The organism is Mesorhizobium sp. BR1-1-4 (assembly GCF_020165375.1).
Lineage (GTDB): Bacteria > Pseudomonadota > Alphaproteobacteria > Rhizobiales > Rhizobiaceae > Mesorhizobium > Mesorhizobium australicum.
Genome location: NZ_JAIUIB010000003.1, coordinates 501531 through 525485, shown reverse-complemented (window position 1 = coordinate 525485; position 23955 = coordinate 501531). Strand labels below are relative to the sequence as shown.

Here is a 23955-nt window from a genome sequence, read left to right as displayed (position 1 = left end):
TGAAAGCAAGCGTGCAAGCGGCGGGTCCAGGACGACATAGCTGCCGTCCCGGACCCCGTCCTGGGAGTTCAGGACTTGACAGGCAGCCCAGTCGCCGAGGCGATCTGGCTGGCGGCATCGTCGAGTGCCGCCTTGGCGTCGGGATATCCGCCAGCGAGGTATTTGGTCTGCACGGCGCGCACGATGATCTCGGCATCGCTCTGGAACTGCGTGCCGCGGCTCGGAACGACCTTGGGCAAGGTGCCCAGAATATCCTTCCACACCGCTTGGCCGCCCCAGTAGGGCTGGCCCTGGCTGACGTAAGGGTCGTTCAGGGCCGAGACCAGTGATGGGACGAGGCCGAACTCCTTCAGCATGGTGATCTGGCCTTCATTGGTGCCGAGCGTGTATTTCAAATACTCGTACGCCGCTTCCTTGTTCTTCGACGCCGAGGTGATGGCGAGCGACGAGCCGCCGAGATTGGCGGCATGCGGCCCGTCCGCGGTCAGGCTTGGCATCAGGTAGACGCCCCATTTGCCGTTTTCGCCGGCCGATTCGGTGCGGATGGTGCCTTCGTACCAGCCGCCATAGACCTGGGTGGCGACGGTTCCGGCGGTGTTGTTGGTGATCTTGGTGCCCCAATCGGCCGACGAGACGATGCCCGCGTCCTTCATCTCCTTGACCTTGGTCATGGCGTCGACGCATTTGGGCTGGTTGACCGTGATCGACTGGCCGTCCTCGGCGAAATAGGCGCAGCCCTGTTCGTTGGAGATCATGCGGAAGAATTCACTGTCGCCGTTGAAATCGGCATTGGTCATCGAGACCCCTGGATTGGCGGCCTGGATCTTCTTGCCGGCGGCGATGAAATCGTCCCAGGTCTTGATCGATGCCGGATCGACGCCAGCCTTTTCATAGAAGTCGCGGCGATAGAAGGCGGCGACCGGGCCGGAATCCCACGGCATGGCATAGGCCTTGTCGCCGACTTCGAGTTCGGTACGCTTGAAATCGGGGAATTTCTTCTGGTCTTCCGCCGTGTAGCCCAACGTGTGCAGGTCGACGAAACAGTCGGGGAACTGGCTCCAGTAATTCTCGGCCTCGCCGTTCTCGATGGTCACGATATCGGGCAGGCCGACGCCGCCGGCCGCGCACCCGGCGATCGACTTGTCATAGGTCGGCTGGTTGCCGAGATCCTGGACCGTGACCTTGATGTCGGGATGGACCTTGTTGAAACCGGCAACCGTTGCCTTCAGCGACGAGGCGGCGATGTTCCAGCTCCAGATGGTGATTTCGCCGGATTGCGCGAAGGCCGGGGCTGAGCCCAAGGCAAGCGCGAGCGCGGCGCAGGACAGTGTGATGCGCATTGAAATCCTCCCATTTCATTTGCTCTCTCTGCGAGCCTGGCTAGACTAGGCACCGGCAAAGGCCTGTCCCGGACAAAGGGAATACGAAATTGGCGGAAAGTAAGATGCCCGAACGGCCGTTTTACCAGCCTGGTGCCAGCAGTGTGGAAGGCCTGCCGCTGCTGTTGCAGATGTTCCACACCAATCCGCTGGTGATGCTGAAGCCGCATTGGCATGCCCAGGTCGAGGTGAATTTCATCGTCCGCGGCTCCGTCCACTACCGCATGAACGAGCACGAAATCTCGCTCTCGGCCGGCGAGATGTGCCTGTTCTGGGGCGGCCTGCCGCACCAGATGGACGATTTGAGCGACGACGCCGTCTATGCCGGCGCGCACCTGCCGCTGGTGCATTTCTTCCGGCTGCACCTGCCGGCGGATATACGCCACCGGCTGATGACGGGCGCGACGCTGGTGACCAGCGCCACCGATCAATCCGACAATGACAATTTCGCCCGCTGGAACCGCTACGCCCGTTCGGGCGACCCGGCCAAGACCGAGCATGCCGTCAACGAACTCCTGCTGCGGCTGGAGCGGGTGCGGTTCGAGCCCTATCGGCTGGTGCCGGAAAACGCCGCCGGGCAGGAGGCGGGCAGCCCCTTCGACCAGCAGTCCTCACGCAATGTCGGGCGCATGTGCGATTTCATCGCCGAAAATTTCCTCTACGAGATCGATTGCATGAACATAGCGGCCGCGGCCGATATCCACCCCAAATACGCCATGAGCCTGTTCAAGAAATCAACCGGCATGACGCTCAACGAATATGTCAACCTTTTGCGGCTGAGCTACGCGCAGGCGCTTCTGATGCATCAGGACGCCAATGTGCTGCGGGTCGCCATGGACTCGGGCTTCGGCTCGCTCAGCGCCTTCAACAAATCCTTCCGCAAGCTGGCCGGCATGACCCCATCCGACTTCCGCAAGGGGCTGCCAAGCGCCAGATAGGCGGGCGCACGACATGGAAACCGACCCATCGGGCGACATTTCTTTTCCTGCGGGAAATCCACATCTGGGCGCTGGACAGGCCGGATTCCCATGCTATAACCCACGCGCTTTCAAGGGGCGCCCACGGTGCCTTCATGAAATCCGGAGCGCGAGTTTTCGTTAGCCGGAACAGGCCCAGATAGCTCAGTTGGTAGAGCAGCGGACTGAAAATCCGCGTGTCGGTGGTTCGAATCCGCCTCTGGGCACCATTCCCCTCCCGGAAAGCCGTATTTCTCAACGATTTCAGCGCTTGGCGTTTCCTAGCGGTCCACATTCCGGTACACCGGAGGTCCACAATGGGGCTGATATTGAAGCACGTAGTCCAGACTAAGGCCGGCACTTGGCATTACCGGAGAAGGCTCCCACGAGACGTAGCTGCGCTCGTCGGGAAGAATGAGTTCAAGCGCCTGCTTGGCTCTACAGAGCGAGAGGCTCTCCGCAATTACCCGAAGGTCAATGCCGAATTTGAAAGAGTGGTGGGGGATGCGCGTAGGGGGGACAATTCGTCGTCCCCTGCCGGCGCTACGCCCCTTGAGGTGCACCGAAGGGCAGAGCTGCGGGCGAGAGAACTGTCGGCCATGACCGTCCACATCGGGGGCCGTTCGCTGCCCGGTAGCGACCCGGACGCCATCGACGTGATCCGAGAGAGCTTCCTGTCTAGGCGGAGTGACGAGGCAGGGGAGGAGGTCGAGGGCCGCGCCGTGGCTATCTTGTCCAGCGGCGGGATGCTGTCTCGCCCTGCCCCCACAATCGAGGATGCCAGGAAACTCTATCTGGAGGAGCGCGTCCGGGGTGACATAAACGAGACCGCGAAGACGGCCCGACTTAACCGCGCAATGGAGCATTTGGCCGGAGCGTCTATCGGCAAGGACCGGGCGTTGACGAGCCTAACCAGAGAGGACGCCCGAAACGTTAGGGACCACCTGGAGCGTGACCGCAACGTCAAGAAGGCGACGGTTCGTCGCTATATTAACGACCTTACCGCGCTCATCAATCTCGGCATGACAGAGTTCGGCCTTCGGGACGCCATGTCAAACCCGTTCCAGAACCTGTCCATTCGAGGGGTGGATGCAGCAGCGACAGCAGCCCGCGATGAGCGGAAGCCCGTACCGGAAGCGATGATCGCCCCACTCCGGAAACGCATTTCGGCACACGCTGGAGAGGACCTATGGCGCATATGGCGGATTCTCGAAGGGTCGGGATGCCGTCTTGGCGAGGTAACGGGACTTCTCCTTCCCGACGTGGTGTTGGACAATGCTGTCCCCCACATCAACCTTGTTCCGCATCCCCACAGGCGCCTCAAGACCGCCGGTTCGGTCCGATTGGTGCCATTGATCGGTGACGCGCTAAAGGCAGCACAAGAGGCCGTCAAAGCCGCTGGCAAGGGGCCTGCGCTGTTCTCCAGTTACGGCCGGTTGCGCGGCGCTGATACCGCGTCGGCCTCTCTTATGAAGCACGTCCGCGCGATCACCGACGATCCCAAGATCGTTGTCCACTCTCTCCGGCATCGCATGGAAGATCGCCTAACGCTTGCCGGCGTGAGTGAATTTGACCGGAACCTGATATTGGGGCATTCCAGCGGGGGCATGAGCGAACGCTACGGTGGCCTTGACGCTCGCCTCAAGGTAGCCGAACGCGGGCTCAAGGCCGCGCTCGGTGTTGCTGGCAAGCGCCGATAGCCGTTGTTCAATGTCCGGTGACGCGGTTTGAGTGGCGCTGCCGGATGGAGACCCGCTCAAACGCGATCGGATGGAACGCTCTTGTCATTCCGACGACGCCGCAGCGATAGGCTGATCTCCGAAAGGGTGCCCAGAGCAATAGAAAGCAGTAGGGCGAAAACAGCTCGGTCAATGACAGAGCCGGCCGACGAGCGGCCCGTGTACCGTGACAGCGCGTCGGGATTGTCAGCGAACGAGAACGCCACCGCGATCTGCATTACACCAAGCACCAAGGCGAGCACGGCCACGATCCGTGCCATATAAGTGAATAGCATTTTGAAACCCCTCTCCCACGAAACGCCTAGGGAAGGATAGCTGTCGCTAATGGAACAGTCTAGCATGGCTGCAAGCGGCTTGAAATGGATGCCTGCATGATGCCCCAGCACATCGCTGCGCCGGGGGCTGATACATACTACTCTTCGGGTGTTAGCCGCCTTGGGGCTGTTGCAGAGCTTGTACCGCAGCGGCATTAGCAAGCGCGTCGACCTCCTCGTTGTAAGGGTCACCGGCATGGCCTTTCACCCAATGCCAAGTGATCGTGCGGCCGGTGGCAAGCGCGGCAAGCTCCTCCCAAAGGTCCACGTTTTTGACAGGCTTCTTGGCCGCCGTTCGCCACCCTCGGGCAATCCAGCCCGAGAGCCATTCGTTCATCCCCTTGCTTACCATCTCGTTGTCGCAGAAGACTGCGACGGGGGTGCCATCGTTTTCCGGAAGTGCGCGGAGGGCTCCGATGGCTCCGCTCATTTCCATACGGACGTTGGTCGTCTTCGCCGGTTCCGACCCGACGACCTCTGTCCGGCTGATCTCCTGATCGCGGTCCATGAGTTTGATGGTTGCAGCCCAGCCACCTGGACCGGGGTTGCCAATACAGGCGCCGTCGCAATGGACGACGAGCCGGGGGCCTGAAGACCCCTCGGTAAAAGTGCTCATACGTTTACTCCTCGTGGGACATGTATTGAAGGTGTTGTGGGCTTGGGTAATATGTCTATGTACGTCACGCCTACCCACTCGGTGGTCTGATCTAGGCAGCAATCCGCTGCCACTCGTGCCACCTGTCTCGCTGGGCTTGCCGTATCCCGGCAAACTTGCTGACAAGCTGCTGACTGACTTCAACAATGGAAGCGATTTCCGACTGTGACAGAGACGGAAAGTGGTCAATCAACCAGCAGATTTCGTGCTGGGTTCTCATGGGGTATAACCGTCCGGCTTTGAACTGCTGAAGGGCATAAGCGGCCGACCCGCCCTCCCCCTCCAAGGTCTTGGCGTGAAGCTTGTCCACTGTCTCGACCCAGCGTTCAGCAATCCACTGTTGCGCTTCAGGACCGATTACGTCGAACGGGTATCGGCCTTTGGGCTCGTGTCGCTTCCCCCATCCACGTTGGACGACCCAACGTGCAAGGCGCTGTCTACAATGACCACCACGGTCTTCAATCTGTAGAACGCCCATCTCTCGGAGAATGGCTCGCGCTTTCCTCTTGCCAACTCCGAAGCTTGTCGCCATCTCGGTTATAGTGATCCATTCACCTTTGCTAATCCGGACAAGCTCTCCGGTCTTTCGGTCGAGTACCTCTTCAAAGTACTCCAACGCCTAGCTGTCCCTCCTACTTTCAATGGCAGTCACACCAGCTCCCGGAGGGCTTGGTTGATTTCGTCGGTCATTGCTTGTTTCCTTTCTTGGTCACGTTTTTCGAGTTCGGCGAGTTGTAATCCGGCGCCCCCGAAGGCGGCGGTCAGGTCACGGGCAACGATCATGCCCGCCTTGGGACTAAGCTCCCGGTAAACGCGCTCCTGCTTGCCCGTGCGGTGATCGTAGCGGAGCCCCGAGTGCCTACTGGAGAGCGACCGGACCCGCTTCACGAGCTGAAGGCGGAAGGCAGCGTCGGACAGGAACCGCTCCGGTCTCTCGCTCCAGAACAGGAACATCGCCATCGCAGTCACGGCTATGTCCCGTGCAGAGCATTCGGCGTCGAGGTTCAGCACCTCATGCGCCGCTTGCCGCTGGTATCGGCTCTGAACCCGGTTGCCAGCGGTGTTCTTTGCCGAGGTCGCCAGAGCAGCCCACCGGGCATCCAAGTGGCCCCAAAGGGGATTGTGGGCGTTCTTGGCGATGCGCTCCCGGACGAGGGAGACGTAGAGCGCAAGCTCACTCTGCCTGATGGCAGTCTGCTCGACATCGCCCTGGCGCCGCAGTCGGCTCTTGTGTCGCCGACAGTGCGGGCTGAAGCGGGAAGATGTAGGTGCGCCGCAATGTGCAGCGCGACATGTTCGCATTCAATTCTCCTAATATTTGTATCCGCCCCTAAGCACAGAGGGACGGAAGAGTTGAAAACGGCCGGGACTTCCCGACCATCGATTTGTTGATTGTGTCTTTGCCGCCGGGTGTCGTCCTGACCTGCCCGGTTCACGGCTCCCCCTCGGGGATGACCCCTTGGTTCCGCTTCCGCTCCGGGAGCTAATCCGGATTGGCGGCTGATGCGGTGCTTGCACGTCCGGCAGTGCGCCGGTCCCGTGTGCAAGTCCGCTGCCAGTCTATGGTTCGGCCGGGGATCATCGTCTTGCCCCGTACGGTCCCGCTACCGGCCCCTAGAGGCACGTCAGGCATGGCTGCAATCGACCGGGCTGTCAGGAAGGACAGCCGACTGGTTTTGGAAGGGAGGCTCTTGGGGCCGAATGGCCTTCGAGCGGGTTGGTCTTCGGGGTTCAGCGGTCAGGTCAAGCCCACCACTCGGGTATGCGTAAGGCGCATATCGGTCACCGCGACACTTGTGTCAACAGCCAGATTTCAGGTTACCTTTCAATGAGATAGGCACTAGATACCTAATCCAGTGCGAGGCCTTGTGGCTCAAGGCATTCCAAGGCATATGTGCCCGAGCTGTGCCTGAAAAAAGTTTTGGTGGCGAGGACGACTTGCGAGCAGTCTTGGGGATAGATGCCGCTTGGACGGCGGCCCAGCCGAGCGGTGTCGCGTTGGCCATCGAGGAGCGCGGAGGCTGGCGGTTGCGGGCGGCGGCATCCTCATACAGCGCCTTCTGTAGCCTTTCAGAGGCAACGGCGCGACCCGGCTTGACTGGCGGAGCTTCCGAAGCACTGGAGGCGGCCAATGCCTTGGTGGGCTTCTCAGTCGATCTGGTCGCGGTCGACATGCCGCTTTCGCGGACACCAATTGTAGCTCGCCGCGCCAGCGATGATGCGGTCTCTCGCGCGTATGGGCAGCGGTGGGCGGGGACACACACCCCGAGTGCCGTCCGTCCTGGGCGTGTAAGCGACAAGCTACGGGAGAGCTTCGAGTTGAAGGGCTACGAATTGCGAACCTCTGGGCGGGTTGTTAGGGGCCTTGTGGAGGTCTATCCACACCCAGCTCTGATTGAGTTCGCTTCAGCCGAGCGGCGTCTCCCCTACAAGTTCAGCAACCGGCGGAACTACTGGCCCCAAGAGCAGCCGAAGGTCCGGTCCCTGAATATCCTGCGGGAGATGAGGGCCATTGCTTCCCTGATGGAAAACGAAATCGCGGGCGTGGAAGCAGCTATGCCAGAACTCGATTGCGAGAGTGCGACTGGGCGAGAGTGGAAAGCCTACGAAGACATGCTTGACGCTGTCGTCTGTGCGGCGGTCGGCATTTGCGTATTGGAAGGTCGGGCGGTGCCCTTCGGTGACGACCAGTCGGCGATTTGGATACCAAAGCCGGGGTCTGCAAAGCACCAGGTCGAAATAGGCTAGTGTTTCCGATTATTTGAAGGCAATGGAGGAACGTGTGGGCAAGGTTCAAGTTCTCATTCTTGGATGGGTCGGCCTTTTGTTGGCGGGACTATTGATCCTCCAAGTTTTTCTGGGAGAACGCCATGGCGGCGGCTTCCTCTGGGCCGCGATGATCGGCTTCACTTGGGCGATTGCCTATTGGCCTGTTACATTAATTGTGCTCGGCTTAGGATTTTGGGCGTCAGACTGGTGGTTGAGGCAGCGGTAGCGGTGCCCAAATCAGCCGACGGGGAGCGTCTTGGAGCCAGCCAAACGAAGCAGTCCGCCTAGCGCCCCGTAATCTTCCGTCCGACCGCCACCGCTCCGCACACAGCATATAGGACCATGAAGCTCATCGCGAGCCAGTAAACCATTTCCGTGTCTCCTCTCACATGCCCCAAGCCGCGAGCGCTTTCTCGGCCGCCGCAGGGTCTTCCTTGATCCGCAGCACAGTCTGGCGTGTGAGCCCTGACGCTTTTGCAACGGCAGACGTGCCTTGCCCCTGCGCAAGCAGGTCAGCGACGGCGCGGAGCGCGGCCCTGTCATAGCTCGGCTTGCGCCCCCTGTAGCGGTCCTCCTGTGCCCTAGCGGCCTCGATGCCGGCCCGCTGGGCCTCTTTCGTGGCTTCGGCCTGTGCTTGGGCAGTTGCTGCCATAAACGCTATGAGCGCGTCCCGAACGGCCTGCTGCATGGGGTCTTTGGTAGCTCCGTCGAAGGTCATGTTGTTAATGACGGTCCGAACCACCACGCCCCTCCGCATGAACTCCCGTATGGTGTCGCAAACGTCTTGGTAGTTACGGCCGAGCCGGTCCACCCAGCGCACCACCAGCGTATCCCCTCTCCGCAGCATGTCCCGAAGCCTTCGACCCTCCGGCCGCTCGGCAAGCATGGTGCTCACTCCGGAGACGCCGTGGTCGGCCACTACGTCGTCAATGGTGAACCCAGCCGCCTCCGCATGGGTCCGCTGGTGGTCGAGCGTCTGGTCAACGGTTGAGACGCGGGCGTAGAAAATGGTCTTGGACATAGGGTTCCTCGGTGTCCGTTAGCGTGATGTACGCTGACTAGACTGTCCGTTGATGGAAGTCAACCCTAGCGGACACCATTGCAGACAGCGGCCCGCCTGTACGCTGGGCTATACCCTTTCGGACGGCTGTCCTTGCAGATGAGAAGCCGCCCAATGGATGGGAAGAATTATCGTCATCTCGCGGTGGAGCCGCTGGCGTGCCTCTTTGGGTGGTGCTCGGCGCGGGTTTGATGTTCGCTCGGTATCTGTATGAGGAACTTGCCTTGCGCTCGCCGAAAGACAACAGCGTCGCGTTCTGCTCCGTTGTAGATACCGAGAAGGTTGATGACCACAAAGCATAGCCGAAGCACCGCCCGGGGGGGTATCGCGCTGCCACAACTGTCAAGTTCGACCCCTCGGATTTTTCGGTGAGTTTGAGACGGCTCCATTTGACGCCTGCCTGCATGACAGCGGGAATATAGGTGGAGCGCCAGATGCCCGTCGCGACAAAAAGCTTTGGAGGCGGACGGGACAGGCCGGCTACCTCACGACAACACCTAATAATAGTGGCAGGGCGCCGCTGAACTGACAGCACGGCATTGGCACAATACGTGGGCCGTGAGAGCCCATTCTTCAGGCGCCCCACGCGGCGAGAGCAGCGAAAATTGCGTCGTCAGCAAGCTCATTTGGGTCTGCCGCCGCGTAGAGAACGGCCTCGACATGCTCGTGGCGGAAGGCTGCGGGCAGCACCCCAGACAGCCGCAGTAGGTAAGTGAACATCGCAATAAAATCATGAAAATTGATATATTTTCTAGGATCACCCGTCATACCCGCCCGGATATTCAAAACTTCGTGCAATAGCTGTTCGGCAGATCGCCCCACATCGTGGCCGTTCTTCATTTTGAACTTCAAAGCAAATTCTTCCCTGCTGATCGTAACCGCACCGGCTTTCCGTATCAGCAGAGCCGAAGCATCTATCGGTTTCGCCGCCGGATATAGACGATACCGCATTACCCTGAACGCCGCAGCAAAAAGGCACGCCTCGGTCAGCAAGTCCCAGTCGAAAGAATCGGCCGGTGCATTGAGCGCCCGCCTCGCCACGTCCTCGATCAATTCCTGCCGAACGTACCCCGCATGGGCGCTGGCATAGGTAGTTAGGTAAAGGGGCGCTACCTTAGTCACGAATGGGTGGACCGGCTCACAATCAGCATCTATCAGGCAGGCAGCGTACTGATCGGCGGGCACAGCCCCGCTAAGAACGCTGGAAAAGGCAACCGCCCGCGCACGATTGCCGCCACAAAACGGAGAGCTCTCTATCCGTCGTCCCGCGAAGTCGATCTCGGAGATCTCGCGCACTACTAGGCGGGGGGCGCGGCGACGAAAGAAGCTCTCTAGCAGCGCCTGATCCCTTGTTCCCTCAACAAAAAGGGTCCGGACCTCCGGGTCGAGTTCTATCAGCGTGACCCATTCACTCACCAGTCGGCGCGGTAGAGCCACGAGCGTCCAACCCTATTGCCGAGCCCCGATGGCGAGACAAAATCTCTATCGAATGAGTAGCCATTACAAACTGCGTTCGGGCGCCGCGGACCAAATTCGACATCGACCCAACAAGATTTCGCTGCCACTTGGAATTTAGCGACAACTCTGGCTCATCCACCAAGAATAGACTGTTGGTCCCTCTAGACAATACCGCAGCACAGAATAGGAAAACTAGCTGACGCTCGCCGGACGACAAACTGTCCAGTTCCAAGTCCCTTTTCCCATCCGAGAATCGAACCCCTTCGAGCACGTTCACGAACACTTGCTTGTCCCGGAGGTAGCTATTCATCTCCGTCTCAAAAGTGGAGATGACGCTGTGTACTTCACGGAGTGCATGCATGCGCGTTTCAACGGAAGACAGAAATGGGCCCAATACGCTAGAAATTGCCAGAAACTTTCCGCGAGGGGCATTGAGGACCAACTCTCGGATTTCAGCAAAAGGATACTCCGTCATTAGCCCATGAGACATGTAACTTGTGGTTTGCTTTTCTAGCGCGGCAATTGTGGAGAGCACGTCCTCTTGTCTTGGCGCTTCCAGGCTTCCTTTTGGGGTGCCCAACGTCCGCATCAACTGCAGAAGTGCAAGGGACACATCCGATTCGCCGCTGGACCCCTGTCGTGCAGCCCTGTCACGGAGCCATTCATACATCGTAGCAACAATGTACTCTATGGGGAGCGCAGCATCGGGGCGTTTATACTGGAGCGTGGGATCCCCTACTGTGCGAGAGGCGTACCACATTTCCTCATCATATTCGTTGGGCCAGAGCCGGGATTGCTGGAGAAAGCCGCTGGTCGTTTGAACACGGCGGCTATCGTGCAAAAACAACATGTCCAGGCCGACCTTCGAAAGTACTTCGGTTATCAGGCTAACATTTGGATTTTGATCGAGTCTGACGGCCAGGTCGGGGCCGGCAATGACACTCAGGAACATCTCGTGCGGCCCGCTCACGCGAAAGTCGTAATCGCCAATCAGCCCATTTTTCTTCTGAATGTCGATGATCGTATTGTCGCGCAGGTGACACGTGAACCGCCTGAAAGGAGTTGCCGATAGGAGGGACCGTAGGCCCGCATCGTCCTCCGGCGAAAGGGCCGCATAGATTAACTTTAAGAGAGTCGTCTTGCCAGTCCCGTTGCCTCCATAGAACAGCGCAATATCTCGATCCTGCGGCGACTGATTGGAGAGGTCTAGGCTGGGATAGCTGTAGCGCCCGAACAGGCCATCTATGGAGATATTGTCGATAGCTGGCCACGGCCTAAGGGCCGGAGGCGGCCGCCGCCTTAGTCGAAGGCGCAGGGGAGAAGAGGTTTCGGTCATCTAGGTCTCCGTGCTCGGTGGCAACGTTTTACACTAAACGCCTTTGGCAGCCTATCGTGATGTTTTGTAGGAGCGGGCTGCGCCTGTTGGGTCATTTAAAATACCCTGCTGGAGTGGAGCCTGCTCCCGAAGCAATTGGTGGTGCGGGTCCACGGTCACTTGGCAACACGTATTCTCTATTCTATCGTGAATTTCGCGGTACGCGTTTAAACCGCTAGAGGTCCACAACGATGGAATTTGGCCGCAACGCAGGTTCGGGCTAAGTGACTGTAGAATATAAGAGAAATCAGGCTTCGCCTTCGGTTCGATTTTGATCTTCCAAGCCGCCTCTGGGCACCATCATTTTAAAAATCCAAGCGCTTATGGCGTGACCACCTGATCGCTATCAATCGCATGCGCCTGTTGCAGGCGCGTTCGCGTGTCGTCGCTTAGGTTTTCTTGTCGCCATCGGGATTTGGTGCCGGTGCCTCTCGCACGTCTCGTGGTGGCGGATCGACATGCTCAGGCTCTGGCGGTGCTTCCTTGTCCGGCCGACGGACGGGTGGCTGCGGGCCGGGCTTCGGCCGTGGTTCTTGGATCTTGGCTGGCATATCCAGTTAACCGCAACCACAGGCTCTTGTTCCCTTGTGTCTTAAAGAACCGGGAGGCCGAAGCCTTCTGTCGGCTTGGTGCGGGTGCCCGCCCTGTCACAAAGATCGATGGACGGAACGACTTTGCCTTCGCCGGGCTTGTGGAGGATTCAATTTGCTTGGTGATCCCACAACCCTAGGGCAAACTCCCTGCCGGGGCTGCAGGAGGTGAAATGAGAGCACGCGCAGCAACGCTTGGGGATCTCGAGGATGTCTTCCATGGCCTGTCGAAGCGGATGTCGGACGAGTACGCGGCGGCCGGCAAGGACAGCAAGATCGCCTACGACAATCTGATGATGAATTTGAAGGAAGGCCGCGCGCACGCGCTTGTCGAGGGCGAGAAGGCCGTGGCGATCATTGCCTGGCATGAAAACAGCGACGCCGCCGATACGCTGTTCGCCGCGCGGGAGGATTTCTTCCGCGGCTCGACCGTCCGTTTCTGCAAGCGGCATATCAGGCATATCCAGGCGCTTGCCGGCAACCTTCCAATCCACTCGCGCAGTTGGCTCCAAGGGCCCGACGTCGCCAGGTGGTTCGGCATTATCGGCTATGTCGAGCGCGGCCAGGAAAACGGCGCAAAACTGTTCGAACTGCCGCCTGCGCGCTGAATAGAAATTCTACCGCACCGCGAACGCCGCCTGCACCGCCCGGTTGACCGTCACCGGCAGGATCGACATGTGGTTTTCGCCGGCATGGAGTTCGAAGCTTGCCCGCAGGCCCGGGAGCGCGTCGAGGCGTTCCGCCATCGCCCTGGCGAATCCGTCGGTAAGGATGAGCTTTTTCTGCGCCAGGCGCTTTTCCTCGTCTTCCGCGCCGACCTGGAACGGCGCCAGCTTTTCGGTCTCATACTCTCCGGCCGACAGGATTACGTCGGCTTTCAGGCCGTCGGGAACAGCGGCTTCGAACCTTTCGAGAAAGCGGTCGATAACGCGATCTTCCCAATAGATGGCAGGGCTGGCCGCAATGAAGGTGCTGAATGAGAGCGGGCGGGTGAACAGGGCGTAGAGCGCGAACAGGCCACCGAAAGAGTGGCCGTACAGTGCCTGGCGGCTCTCATCGATCCTGGTCCGGCTGGCGACCCACGGCTTCAGCTCGGCTTCGATGAAGGCCAGAAAATCCCCCGCCCCGCCGGTCCTGACTTCCGGCGTGCCCTCGTGGAAGGGCGGATAGGTCCTGCCCGGCGGGGGCCCCAGATCCCATGAGCGGCGCAGCGAGTCATAGGCGCCCTCGACGGGGTAGCCGATGGCGACGATGACGCCCCAGCCGACATTGGTGCCGGCGGGATAGAGGGCCTGCGCGCGCATCGCGTCGACCGCCGTGCCGATAACGGCGTTGCCGTCGGTCATGTAGAGCACCGGCCAGCCGGCCTCGGGCATTGGCCCCGACGGCACATGGATGAAGACCCGCCAGGGATCGCCTCCGCTTTTGCCAACGAAGTCGTGGACGGTGGTGTCGGCAATCAAGGCTGGCGTCGCCATCGGCTTGGATATCTCCACGGGACAAGGCTCAGCGGCGGCGCAAGAGCCACATCAGGACGGGGCCGCCGATCAGCGTCGCGACGAGGCCGGCCGGAATCTGGCGCGGGAAGATGGCGGTGCGGCCGATCCAGTCGGCGCAGACCATGATCAGCGCGCCGGCAAGCATCGCGCCGATCGCTTGCGACAGCGCACGCGACAGGCCAAGGCGCCACGCCAGGTGCGGCGCCATAAGGCCGATGAAGGTCAGCGGCCCGACGACCAGGGTCGAGGCGGCGGTGAGCGCTGCCACCATCAAAAGCACCAGCAGCCGTGTTGCCTTGAGGTTGACTCCGAGGCTTTGCACCGCGGCGGAGCCGAGCGGCAGCATGTCCAGCCAGCGCAGGAAGAACGGTGCGAGCAGGAACAGGCAAAAGGCAAACGTCGAGGTCAGAAGTGCCGAGCCGGCGTCGACGCCGTAGGTCGAGCCGGTGAGCCAATTGAGCAAAAGCATGGCGCGCGGATCGCCCGTGGCGGTGAGCACCAGGATCAGCGCGTCGAACAGGGCCGTCAAGGCGACACCGGCAAGCAGCAGCCGCTCTGGCGCATAGGCGGTACGGCGGCCGATCGCCAGCGTCACCAGAAGGGCGGCGAAGGCGCCGATCGTGGCGGCCAGGGTCTGTACCGGGCGGCTGGCATCGGCGAGCGCGAACAGCGCCACCATCATGCCGAGCACAGCACCGGCGCTGATGCCGAGCACTTCGGGGCTGGCCATCGGATTGCCGGTCAGCCGCTGCATCATCAGCCCGGCCAGCGCCAGCATGGCGCCGGCGGCAAGTGCCGCGGACACTCGAGGCAGCCGCCAGGCCAGCAAGGGCCGCAGCTGATCGCCGGACGCGAATGTCCAACCATCGGTGCCCGGCGCGTAGAGCAGCGCCAGCACGAGCAGCAAAAGCAGGAGGCCGCCGATCGCCGCCAGCACAAGGCCGGGCCTTTTCGTTCTGGGCAAGCGCTCGGCGGCGAGTGCCGGTGCTTCCGCGCCAAGCGCGAGGCGCGGCAGAAGCCAAAGAAGCAGAGGCGCGCCGAGAAGCGCCGTCATCGCGCCGGTCGGCAGCAGGTCGCCCTGTGGCCCGGTCGCGACCTGCACTCCCTGGTCCGCCGCCCACAGCAGTGCCGCGCCGATCAGCGGCGCCATCACCAGTTGCTGGCCGAGCCGGCGGGCGCCGCCGATGCGCGCGAGCGTGGCGGCGGCAAGGCCGACGAAGCCGATGACGCCGACGGCGGCAACGACGAAGGCGATCAGGGCGACCGCCGCCGCCAGTCCGGCGAAGCGATAGGCACCGAGCGGGACGCCGAGGCTGCGCGCGCCTTCGTCGTCGAGGCCAAGCAGGGTCAGCGGCCGCACCATGAGGCCGATCGCCAGCGCGGCACCGCCAAGGCGCGGCAAGAGCCACCGCGTCACCGACCAGTCCTGCTGGCCGAGCGAACCGGCGCCCCAGAGGAACAGGCTGGCCAGCCATTCATGCCGAAGCACCACAAACGCAGCACCGATGGCGCCGGCATAAAGGCTGACGACCAGCCCGGCCAACACGACCGAAAGCGGCGACAGGCCCTTGTGCCAGGAGAGCGCCAGGACCGCCGCAAGGGCAGTGAAGGCGCCGGCAAGCGCCACCCATTCGCGGCCGAAGGCAAGCAGCGACGGCGCCAGAAGCGTCGCCAGCGCCAGCGCCAGATAGGCGCCGGCCGAGACGCCGACGGTTTCGGGCGAGGCGAGCGGATTGCGCAAAACCTGCTGCAGCACCGTCCCGGCCAGTCCGAGGGCCGCACCGCAGAGAAGGCTGACGGCGAGCCGGGGCAGGAAGGCGTAGTGGACGAGCACCTGCCTGATATCCTCGATATCGGGGCTTGCGAGCGCCCCCAGCCAGAGTGCCGGCGGCAATTGCACGCTCATGTTGGAGAGGGTCGCGGCGCCGGCCGCGCAGAGAAGCACGACGCAAAGCAGGATCGCGCCCAGGGGATATCCGCCTGGTATGCGAGGCGACGGGGTGCGACCGCGGACGAGGACGGCATTGTCGGGCAAGATCGCTTCCTGCTCAACCACGGGCGGTCTCCGCCGTCAGCGCCGCGGCCAGCAGGCGGGCAAAACGGCTCGCCGAGGGCAGCGTGCCGAACATCAGCACCGCAGGCAGGCGCATAATCGAGCGCTTGCGCACGAACGGCATGGCATTCCAGACCGGGCTCTCGGTCAGCGTTCCGCCCGCCCCTTCGGGCAAGGGTTCGAGATAGGCAAGGCGCGCATCATCAGACGTTGCCAGCCCGTCGATGCCGACGGTTGCAAATCCCCAGTAATTAGTCTCTCCGGCCCAGGCGTTGCGGATGCCGATGCGGTCGAACACCGCCTGAAACAGGCTTTTTTCGCCATAGACGCGCACATTGCGCGGATCGAGGAAGCTGACGACATAGATCGGCCGCGCCGAAAGCGGTTCCAGCTGCTGCTTGATGGTCGAAAAATGCGCCTCCGTCGCCGCTATCAGCGCCTCGCCCTCCCTTTCCTTGCCGACAAGCCTGGCCAATTGCCGGGTCGCCTCGATGGCGCGCTGATAGGGCTGACCGCCCGGCGTATAGATGCCGATCGTCGTCACCGGTGCCACGCGCTCGAGCAGCGGCTTGATGCCGTCGAGATAAGGGATGGAGAGGATGATGTCGGGACGAAGCTGTTGCAGGAATTCGAGATTGGGCTCCAGGATCGTGCCGATGTCGGCGACTTGGGGCGGCAGCGGCGGCTCGAGCACCCACCTTTCCCAGACCTCACGGTCGGCGATAGCGACCGGCGTGATGCCGAGCATGAGCAAGGTCTCCGCCAAGCCGTCATCGAGGCAGACGATGCGCGGCGGGCTGGCCGCGGCTGGCGTCACGACGCCGGTGAACGGCAGAGTGAACAGCGCGAGCGCGTGGCGACGCGTGATCCGGACGCGCGGACGATTGACCTCTCCTGGCCGGGGTTGATGATCTGTATTCAACTTGGCTTGCCTGTTGCCCGGGGCCCTGGTCTCCGGCGACCAATCCGAGTTGACTATTAAACAGGATATTCTTAGTCAAGTTTTAAGACGAGGCCGGCGGCGACAAACCCCAAGAAGGCAGGTGACGCGATCCGGCAACAGCTCCTAAAATCCGTCAGCAAACTATCCCCGAAAAGGGGCCGGAGGCGGTGCCGGGCGCATCCGCCACAGCGTGATCGGGTTGCGCTCGGCAGGCGTTGATGGTTTGTTGCCGGTCAGCGGAGATCAAGTGATGCGAGAATCCATGGGTCAAGACGAATACGGGTCGGCGAACCCCTTCGATCCGGACGACCTGCCGAATTTGAACGCGATCGGACCAGGGATCGGCAATAACGACTTCGAGAAGTACGCGGTCGCCGTGATCATCGTGTTCGGCGCCCTGATCATCGGCGGCTTGATGGCCGCGTCGATGACTTTCGGCCACCGCAACGGGTTCCTGTTCGCGCTGGGCGGTGCCACGTCGGCCTGGATATCGGGAAACGCGCTGCTGCTCGACCGGCCACGCATCTATGCGCTGTTCGTCGGCATCGCCGCCTTGATGCTGATCGCGTCGACCATCACGCTGGTGACCTGACGGCTCCCGGGCCATGAGGCGGAGGCCGGTCCCGAAAGGCGGAATCCGGCCTCATCCGGAAAGCAACCGTCTTGCGGCCTGTCAATATCCGAGCGCCTCGCCCGATGCCGCGCGGCTGTCGATGGCGCCATTGTAGCGGGCGCCGCCGCCCTTCTCGATTTCCACCAGGCTCTTGCCGCCGACGAGAATGCCCGCCGCCTGGCCCCAGCCCTGGTCACTGAGATCGAGGTGATAGCCCATCCCGGCCAGCAGTCTTTCTGTATCCGGCGAAAGGCCCAACGGCTCGATATAGACGGTATCGGGCAGCCATTGGTGATGAATGCGCGGCGCGTCGATAGCCTCCTGGATGTTCATGCCGTGGTCGATCACGTTGACGATGGCTTCCAGCGTGATGGTGATGATGCGCGAGCCGCCTGGGCTGCCGATGACCATGAACGGCTTGCCATCCTTGGCCACCACGGTCGGGCTCATCGAGGACAGCGGCGTCTTCTTCGGCTGGATGGCATTGGCTTCGCCCTGGACGAGGCCATAGAGGTTGGGCACGCCGGGTTTCTGGGTGAAGTCGTCCATCTCGTTGTTGAGCAGGATGCCGGTGCCGTCGGCGACGACGCCGGCACCGAACGAACCGTTCAGCGTGTAGGTGACCGCGACCGCGTTGCCGTCCTTGTCGATGATCGAATAATGCGTCGTCTCCTTCGACTCGCCGAAGCCCTTCGGCATCAGATCCTGCGACACGCCGGCGCGGAACGGATCGATCTTGTCGCGGATGTCCTTGGCATAGGCTTTGTCCAGCAGCCTGGAGACGGGGTTGTCGACGAAATCGGGATCGCCGAGCGCGGAGTTGCGGTCGACATAGGCGTGGCGCATCGCCTCGACCATGACGTGGACGGTCTCGGCCGAGCCGGCGCCGAGATAGGACAGCGGATAGCCTTCCAGCACGTTGAGGATTTCGCAGATGATGACGCCGCCTGAGCTCGGCGGCGGCGAAGAGATGATCTCGTAGCCGCGATAGGAGCAGGTGACGGGCTTCAACTCGCGCACCGCGTATTGTTCGAAATCACCCTTGGCCAGGATACCGCCCTTGGCGCCGCTCGCCTTGACGATGGCGTCGGCGATGGCGCCCTTGTAAAAGGCATCGGGACCTCTCTCGGAAATGGCCGAGAGCGACGCGGCAAGGTCGGGCTGAACCAGCTTCTCGCCGACGCCATAGGGCTTGCCATCGGTTTTGAGGAAGGCCGCCGCCGCCGCTGGGTCCTTCGCCAACCTTTCGGCGCTGCCAGCGAACGAAGCCGCATCGCCCTGGTTGAGGACGAACCCATCTCTGGCATAGGCGATCGCCGGCGCCATCAGGTCCTGCCTGGACAAGGTGCCATATTTCTGGCGCGCCATCTCGAAACCAGCCACCGAGCCTGGTACGCCGACCGCGAGATAGCCGTCCAGGCTAGCGCCCTTCACCGGGTTGCCGTCCTTGTCGAGATACATGGTCTTGGTCGCGGCAAGCGGCGCCCGCTCGCGGAAATCGAGGAAGGTCGATTTGCCGTCCTTGAAGCGGATGGTCATGAAGCCACCGCCGCCGATATTACCGGCATTGGGATAGACGACGGCCAAGGCATAGCCGACGGCGACCGCCGCATCGACGGCATTGCCGCCCTTTTTCAACACCTCGACGCCGACTTCGGAAGCCAGATGCTGGGCCGTGACGACCATGCCGTTCTCGCCCTTGGCCGGTGCCGGCGACGCGGCGAAAGCCGATGGCGAAAAGGCGAAGGCGATGGAAAGACCGAGGGCGATCAATGTCCTACGGGTGAGATGCATGGCGGGTTCTCCAAGTGGTGCTTGCCTAGAAGAGCTACTTGGAGCGATCGAGTCCATCTTCAATAAAGACATTCACGGGTTGGTGACTGCTCGCTTGTGGTGGAGATGCAGGGCAGAGGAGGCGTGAAGGATCGCCAACTTTCGGACGTCGGCGCGACAGCGTCCCCTCTGTCCTGCCGGACATCTCCCCCGCAAAGGGGAAGATCGGCTCTACCTCAAACGATCCCGCCGGAACCACCTGCGACGGCTGGCCGCTCCGCCGCGACCTTGGCGCGATAGCCCGCCGCCCGGTATGCGGCGACAGGATCGATGGCGCCACCTGTCTTCAGCCGTGCCATGGCAAGGATCGGCTCGACATCGGTTCGGTAGGCCGCCTTCAGCGTCTGCGTCGCCATCAGCGCGTCATTGCCGTCCTGGAACCCTTCAAGCGCCTTTCGGTCGACCAGCAGCGCCTGCGCGTAGGCGCGCTGCACCTCGACCGCCGACAGCATCAGGCTTTCGATCGGATCGGTGACGTTGTGGCTCTGGTCGAGCATATGGGCGGGGTCGAACCCCTCGGGGCCTGACAGCTCGGCATCGACCAATTCGTTGAAAACCAGGAACAGCCGATAGGGGTCGATCGACCCGGCATCGAGGTCGTCGTCGCCATATTTCGAATCGTTGAAGTGGAAGCCGCCGAGTTTTTTGAACTGAATCAGCCGTGAGACGATCATCTCGATGTTGACGTTGGGCGCATGATGGCCGAGGTCGACCAGGCAGAAGGCCTTGTCGCCGAGCTCCCTTGATATGATGTAGTTGGTGCCCCAGTCCTGCACGACGGTGGAGTAAAAGGCAGGTTCATACATCTTGTGTTCGGTGAACAGCTTCCAGTCGTCCGGCAGCCCGGCATAGATCTCCTTCATCGCGTCGAGATAGCGCTCGAACGCCTTGGCGAAATTGACCTGGCCGGGGAAGTTGGAGCCGTCGCCGATCCACACCGTCAGCGCCTTCGACCCAAGCGTCTTGCCGATCTCGATGCATTCCAGATTGTGCTCGACCGCCTGACGACGCGTGTCGGCGTCGGCATGCGACAGCGAACCGAATTTGTAGGAAAGCGTCTGGTCCTTCGCGTCGGAAAAGGTGTTGGAGTTCATCGCATCGAAGCCAAGCCCGAAGCGGGAGGCCGCCTGCTTCAGCCGGTTCGGATCGGCCTTGTCCCAAGGAATGTGCAGCGACACGGTCGGCGTCGCCTGCGTCAACTGCTGGATGACGGCGCAATCCTCGATCTTGTCGAAGATGTCGCGCGGCTCACCGGCGCCGGGAAAGCGGGCGAAGCGGGTGCCGCCGGTGCCGACGCCCCAGGACGGGATCGCGACCGCGAAGTTTTCCACCTTGTCGCGGACAGAGTCGATGGCGATGCCGCGTCGGTCGAGGCGCTCGCCGAGCGAGGCATAGTCACGCTCGAGGTCAATCTTGCGCGCGGCGTTACTGCTGGCGACGATGTCGGCGGAGATGATGGATTCGGACACTGCTGTTCCTCCCAGAATGCATTCGGTCGGCGGCGCCCCTCATCCGCCAGCCGGAAACTTCTCCCCGTATAGCGACGGGAGAGAAGGGCCAGCGTGAGCGCCGGCGAGCGGCTACCGCGTAAAGCTTTGTGCGTTGCCGGCGTCGACGTTGATGATGTTGCCGGTCGACTTGGCCGACATTTCGGAGGCGAGGAAATAGATCGCCTCCGCGATGTCTTCCGGGAAGACGGAGCGCTTCAGCATCGAACGCGAGCGGTAGTGCTCTTCCAGATCGTCGGTCGACATCTTGTAGGCGGCGGCACGCTGTTCCTTCCACTCGCCGGTCCAGATCTTCGAGCCGCGCAGCACCGCATCCGGGTTGACGACATTGACCCTGATCTGCGCTTCCGCGCCCTCCAGCGCCAGGCAGCGGGCGAGATGAATTTCGGCCGCCTTGGCGGTGCAATAGGCGGCGGCGTTGGGCGATGCCGCCAGGCCATTCTTGGAGGCGACAAAGACGACGTTGCCGCCGATCTTCTGTACCCGGAACAGCCGGAATGCTTCCCTGGAGACCAGGAAATAGCCTGTGGACAGGATGTCCATGTTCTTGTTCCACAGCGCCAGGGTCGTCTCCTCGATCGGCGCCGACGATGCCAAGCCGGCATTCGAGACCAGAATGTCGATGCCGCCGAACTCGACGGCCGTCTCGGCGAAGCCGGCGACGACCTGGTCCTCCGAGGTGACGTTGATGAGAACTGGGCGGACGAAATCCCTGCCATAGGCTTTTGCCAGTTCCTCGTTGGCGCCGGCGAGTGCCGCCTCGTCGATATCGGCCAGCACGACGCAGGCGCCTTCGCGCAGCAGGCGGTTGGCCGTGGCGCGGCCGATGCCGCCGGCGCCGCCGGTGACCAGTGCGACCTGGCCGGCGAGAGACTTCGGCTTCGGCATGCGCTGCAGCTTCAAATCCTCGAGCAGCCAATACTCGATGTCAAAAGCCTCCTGCGCTGGCAGGCCAACATAGGACGAGACGGTGGAAGCGCCGCGCATGACGTTGATGGCGTTGACGTAGAACTCGCCCGAGATACGCGCTGTCGCCTTGTCGCCGGCGAAGGTGAACATGCCGACGCCGGGCATCAGATAGACCACCGCGTTGGGGTCGCGGATGGCAGGCGAATCCGCATGCTTGCAGCTGTCGTAATAGGCTTGGTAGCCGACACGATATTCGGCAATGTCGTCGGCGAGTCGCGCGATGACGGCATCGACGTCGGGCTTTGCGGGATCGAATTCGATCACCAGCGGGCGGATCTTGGTGCGCAGGAAGTGGTCCGGGCACGAGGTGCCGAGGGCTGCCAGCGGGCGCAAATTCTTGGAGTTGACGAATTCGAGCACGGCGGGCGAGTCATCGAAATGGCCGAGCTTGTGGCTCTTTTCCGAGATCAGGCCGCGAATCCTGGGCATCAGCTTGGCGGCAATCGCTCGGCGGGCAGCGGCATCGAGCGACTTCACCACCTCCCCACCGAAGATCGCCACGCCTTCGGAGCGGCGCTCGAACCACTCTATCGCCTGGTTGATCACCGAAATCGTCGTTTCGTAGCACTCCTTCGGCGTATCGCCCCAGGTGAACAGGCCGTGGCTTTCGAGGATGACGCCCTTGGCGGTGGGGTGTTCGACGCAGAATTTCTCCAGCCACAGGCCGAGTTCGAAGCCCGGCCGCTTCCACGGCAGCCAGCCAATGGCATCGCCGAATATCTCGTTCGTCAGCACCCTGGAATCCTTGGCGGCGGCGATGGCGATGATGGCATCGGGATGCATGTGGTCGACAAAAGGCTTCGGCACATAGGCGTGCAGCGGCGTGTCGATCGAGGCCGCGCGCGGATTGAGGTTGAAGGTGCAGTGGGGAAGATAGCCCACCATCTCGTCCTCGTGCTCGACGCCGCGATAAAGCCCCTTCAGCGCCCGCAGCTTGTCCATGTAAAGGGTGGCGAAGCCGTCAAGCTTGATCGAGGCGCTGTCGCCGCCCGACCCCTTCACCCACAGCACTTCCACATCCTGGCCGGTGAGCGGATCCTTCTGCCATATCTTCGAGGAGGTGTTGCCGCCGCCATAATTGGTGACGCGCTTGTCGGAGCCGAGCGTGTTCGAGCGATAGACCAGCAGCTCGGGCTCGCTCATCCCCTTCGCCTTCGCATCGTCCCACAGATTGGCGAGGCGCGAGCCGGAGCGCTTGTCGAGCATAGGTAATCCTCCCTTTGGAGCGCGCACCATGCGCTCCTTTTTCGCTCGGGAATGTCTACGCAAGAGACGAGCTTGTCAATCACAAACGATCAATATCAATCATATTGCACTGCACAATGAAATTATATGATCGGAAATGATTGACACTGCTCGGATTGGGTGCCTAGATGCTGAGGCAGGGAGGAACCATGCACGAAAAAGAGCGCCACAGGATCATTCTGTCCGCCGTCCAGGAAAAACCTGTGGTGACGGTGCAGGAAATGGTCGACCTGACGGAATCGTCCGAGGCGACGATCCGGCGCGACATCGCGGCTCTCCATGTCCAAAAGCGCCTGCGCCGTGTACGCGGTGGTGCCGAGGCGATCTCGCCGCCGCAGTTCATCGGGCTGGCCGGCCGCCCCTTTTCCGTCAACGAAACCCTCAACGCGGCGCAGAAGCGGGCGATCGCTCGTGAAGCGGTCGAGTTGTGCAAGGACGGCGAGCCGATCATCATCAATGGCGGTACCACCACCTTCCAGATGGTGCATTTCCTGACCGGCTTCCGCATGCCGATCTTCACCAATTCGTTCCCGATCGCCGAGCACCTGCTCAAGCACTCCAAGAACACGGTCATGCTGTCGGGCGGCACCATCTATCGCGAGCAGAACATCATCCTGTCGCCCTTCGACAATGACGTGACGCGCAATTTCTACGCACGCCGCATGTTCATGGGCGCTCAGGGACTGGGGCCGCTCGGCCTGATGGAAGGCGATCCACTGCTGATCCAGGCGGAGCAGAAGCTGATCGACCAGGCCGACGAGTTGGTGGTGCTGGTCGATTCCTCGAAATTCCGCAAACGCTCCAGCCTGATCCTGTGCGGTCTTTCGCGCATTGCCACCGTCATCACCGACGACGGCATCGAGGACCGCGAGGCAAAGATGCTGGAAGCCGCGGGGGTGACGTTGATCGTCGCCCGCAAGTCGACAAAAGAAGAATCTTCACTGCAGGCCTGAGACACCTCACGCCCGCAGCGGCGATGGAATGCAACGCTCAAGGG

The 23955-nt window shown here is 61.8% G+C and carries 20 protein-coding genes and 1 tRNA gene; 8 read left to right on the top strand and 13 right to left on the bottom strand.

Going from position 1 to position 23955, the window contains the following annotated elements:
* Window positions 1-68 precede the first annotated feature (68 nt).
* The gene (locus LB571_RS08730; RefSeq protein WP_140660714.1) at window positions 69-1340 is read right to left on the bottom strand and encodes an ABC transporter substrate-binding protein; all 1272 of its coding nucleotides are present in this window, start codon (window positions 1338-1340) and stop codon (window positions 69-71) included.
* 104 nt (window positions 1341-1444) lie between these two features.
* On the opposite strand from LB571_RS08730, the gene LB571_RS08725 reads away from it, so the two are divergent.
* The 3 genes from LB571_RS08725 (at window position 1445) to LB571_RS28865 (ending at window position 4035) form a co-directional block, all read left to right on the top strand.
* A complete protein-coding gene (locus LB571_RS08725; protein WP_224593732.1) occupies window positions 1445-2317 on the top strand; it encodes a helix-turn-helix domain-containing protein in 873 nt (290 codons plus the stop codon).
* A 172-nt stretch (window positions 2318-2489) separates the two neighbouring features.
* Window positions 2490-2565 (top strand) — tRNA-Phe (locus tag LB571_RS08720).
* Window positions 2566-2652: 87 nt separating this feature from the next.
* Window positions 2653-4035, top strand: coding sequence for a DUF6538 domain-containing protein (locus LB571_RS28865; protein WP_411969685.1), 1383 nt, complete (start codon window positions 2653-2655; stop codon window positions 4033-4035).
* Between the two features lie 56 nt (window positions 4036-4091).
* On the opposite strand, the gene LB571_RS08705 is transcribed toward LB571_RS28865, so the two are convergent.
* The 3 genes from LB571_RS08705 to LB571_RS08695 all read right to left on the bottom strand — a co-directional run bounded on the left by LB571_RS08705 (window position 4092) and on the right by LB571_RS08695 (window position 6345).
* A complete protein-coding gene (locus tag LB571_RS08705; RefSeq protein WP_224593729.1) occupies window positions 4092-4349 on the bottom strand; it encodes a hypothetical protein in 258 nt (85 codons plus the stop codon).
* A 151-nt stretch (window positions 4350-4500) separates the two neighbouring features.
* Window positions 4501-5004 (bottom strand): ribonuclease HI, encoded by a 504-nt coding sequence (gene rnhA / locus LB571_RS08700; RefSeq protein ID WP_224593727.1) that lies wholly within the window; start codon window positions 5002-5004, stop codon window positions 4501-4503.
* A 687-nt stretch (window positions 5005-5691) separates the two neighbouring features.
* Window positions 5692-6345, bottom strand: a complete 654-nt coding sequence (locus LB571_RS08695; RefSeq protein ID WP_224593724.1) for a hypothetical protein — start codon at window positions 6343-6345, stop codon at window positions 5692-5694.
* Between the two features lie 603 nt (window positions 6346-6948).
* On the opposite strand from LB571_RS08695, the gene LB571_RS08690 reads away from it, so the two are divergent.
* Window positions 6949-7791, top strand: coding sequence for a DUF429 domain-containing protein (locus tag LB571_RS08690; RefSeq protein WP_224593887.1), 843 nt, complete (start codon window positions 6949-6951; stop codon window positions 7789-7791).
* A 34-nt stretch (window positions 7792-7825) separates the two neighbouring features.
* Complete coding sequence (locus tag LB571_RS08685) at window positions 7826-8038, top strand: hypothetical protein (protein ID WP_224593722.1); 213 nt, start codon at window positions 7826-7828, stop codon at window positions 8036-8038.
* A gap of 159 nt (window positions 8039-8197) precedes the next feature.
* Here LB571_RS08685 and LB571_RS08680 read toward each other — a convergent pair whose 3' ends face one another.
* The 3 genes from LB571_RS08680 to LB571_RS08670 form a co-directional block, all read right to left on the bottom strand.
* Window positions 8198-8833 (bottom strand): recombinase family protein, encoded by a 636-nt coding sequence (locus LB571_RS08680; protein ID WP_224593719.1) that lies wholly within the window; start codon window positions 8831-8833, stop codon window positions 8198-8200.
* A gap of 612 nt (window positions 8834-9445) precedes the next feature.
* Window positions 9446-10288, bottom strand: coding sequence for a hypothetical protein (locus tag LB571_RS08675; protein ID WP_224593716.1), 843 nt, complete (start codon window positions 10286-10288; stop codon window positions 9446-9448).
* The gene (locus LB571_RS08670; RefSeq protein ID WP_224593714.1) at window positions 10281-11666 is read right to left on the bottom strand and encodes an AAA family ATPase; all 1386 of its coding nucleotides are present in this window, start codon (window positions 11664-11666) and stop codon (window positions 10281-10283) included. The genes LB571_RS08675 and LB571_RS08670 overlap by 8 nt, the downstream gene beginning before the upstream one ends.
* Window positions 11667-12468: 802 nt before the next feature.
* Here LB571_RS08670 and LB571_RS08665 point away from each other — a divergent pair.
* Window positions 12469-12903 (top strand): hypothetical protein, encoded by a 435-nt coding sequence (locus LB571_RS08665; protein ID WP_015319225.1) that lies wholly within the window; start codon window positions 12469-12471, stop codon window positions 12901-12903.
* Between the two features lie 9 nt (window positions 12904-12912).
* Here the strand turns inward: LB571_RS08665 and LB571_RS08660 are convergent, their stop codons facing one another.
* The 3 genes from LB571_RS08660 to LB571_RS08650 are packed head-to-tail and all read right to left on the bottom strand — an operon-like array spanning window position 12913 to window position 16769.
* Window positions 12913-13773, bottom strand: a complete 861-nt coding sequence (locus LB571_RS08660; protein ID WP_140787222.1) for an alpha/beta hydrolase — start codon at window positions 13771-13773, stop codon at window positions 12913-12915.
* Window positions 13774-13801: 28 nt separating this feature from the next.
* A complete protein-coding gene (fhuB, locus tag LB571_RS08655) occupies window positions 13802-15850 on the bottom strand; it encodes a Fe(3+)-hydroxamate ABC transporter permease FhuB (protein WP_224593711.1) in 2049 nt (682 codons plus the stop codon).
* Window positions 15843-16769 carry an ABC transporter substrate-binding protein gene (locus LB571_RS08650; protein ID WP_224593708.1) on the bottom strand — a complete coding sequence of 309 codons (927 nt, stop codon included), beginning with the start codon at window positions 16767-16769 and terminating at the stop codon, window positions 15843-15845. Before LB571_RS08650 ends, fhuB begins: the two co-directional genes overlap by 8 nt.
* A gap of 271 nt (window positions 16770-17040) precedes the next feature.
* Between LB571_RS08650 and LB571_RS08645 the strand changes: the two genes are divergently transcribed.
* Window positions 17041-17382: a hypothetical protein gene (locus tag LB571_RS08645; protein ID WP_015319229.1), complete on the top strand. Its 342-nt coding sequence runs from the start codon at window positions 17041-17043 to the stop codon at window positions 17380-17382.
* 81 nt (window positions 17383-17463) lie between these two features.
* Here LB571_RS08645 and ggt read toward each other — a convergent pair whose 3' ends face one another.
* The 3 genes from ggt to LB571_RS08630 all read right to left on the bottom strand — a co-directional run bounded on the left by ggt (window position 17464) and on the right by LB571_RS08630 (window position 22919).
* The gene (ggt, locus tag LB571_RS08640; RefSeq protein ID WP_224593704.1) at window positions 17464-19197 is read right to left on the bottom strand and encodes a gamma-glutamyltransferase; all 1734 of its coding nucleotides are present in this window, start codon (window positions 19195-19197) and stop codon (window positions 17464-17466) included.
* A gap of 215 nt (window positions 19198-19412) precedes the next feature.
* Window positions 19413-20705 (bottom strand): L-rhamnose catabolism isomerase, encoded by a 1293-nt coding sequence (gene rhaI, locus LB571_RS08635; RefSeq protein WP_224593701.1) that lies wholly within the window; start codon window positions 20703-20705, stop codon window positions 19413-19415.
* 111 nt (window positions 20706-20816) lie between these two features.
* Complete coding sequence (locus LB571_RS08630; RefSeq protein WP_224593698.1) at window positions 20817-22919, bottom strand: bifunctional rhamnulose-1-phosphate aldolase/short-chain dehydrogenase; 2103 nt, start codon at window positions 22917-22919, stop codon at window positions 20817-20819.
* Window positions 22920-23107: 188 nt separating this feature from the next.
* On the opposite strand from LB571_RS08630, the gene LB571_RS08625 reads away from it, so the two are divergent.
* The gene (locus tag LB571_RS08625) at window positions 23108-23911 is read left to right on the top strand and encodes a DeoR/GlpR family DNA-binding transcription regulator (protein WP_140713945.1); all 804 of its coding nucleotides are present in this window, start codon (window positions 23108-23110) and stop codon (window positions 23909-23911) included.
* The last annotated feature ends 44 nt before the right edge of the window (window positions 23912-23955 follow it).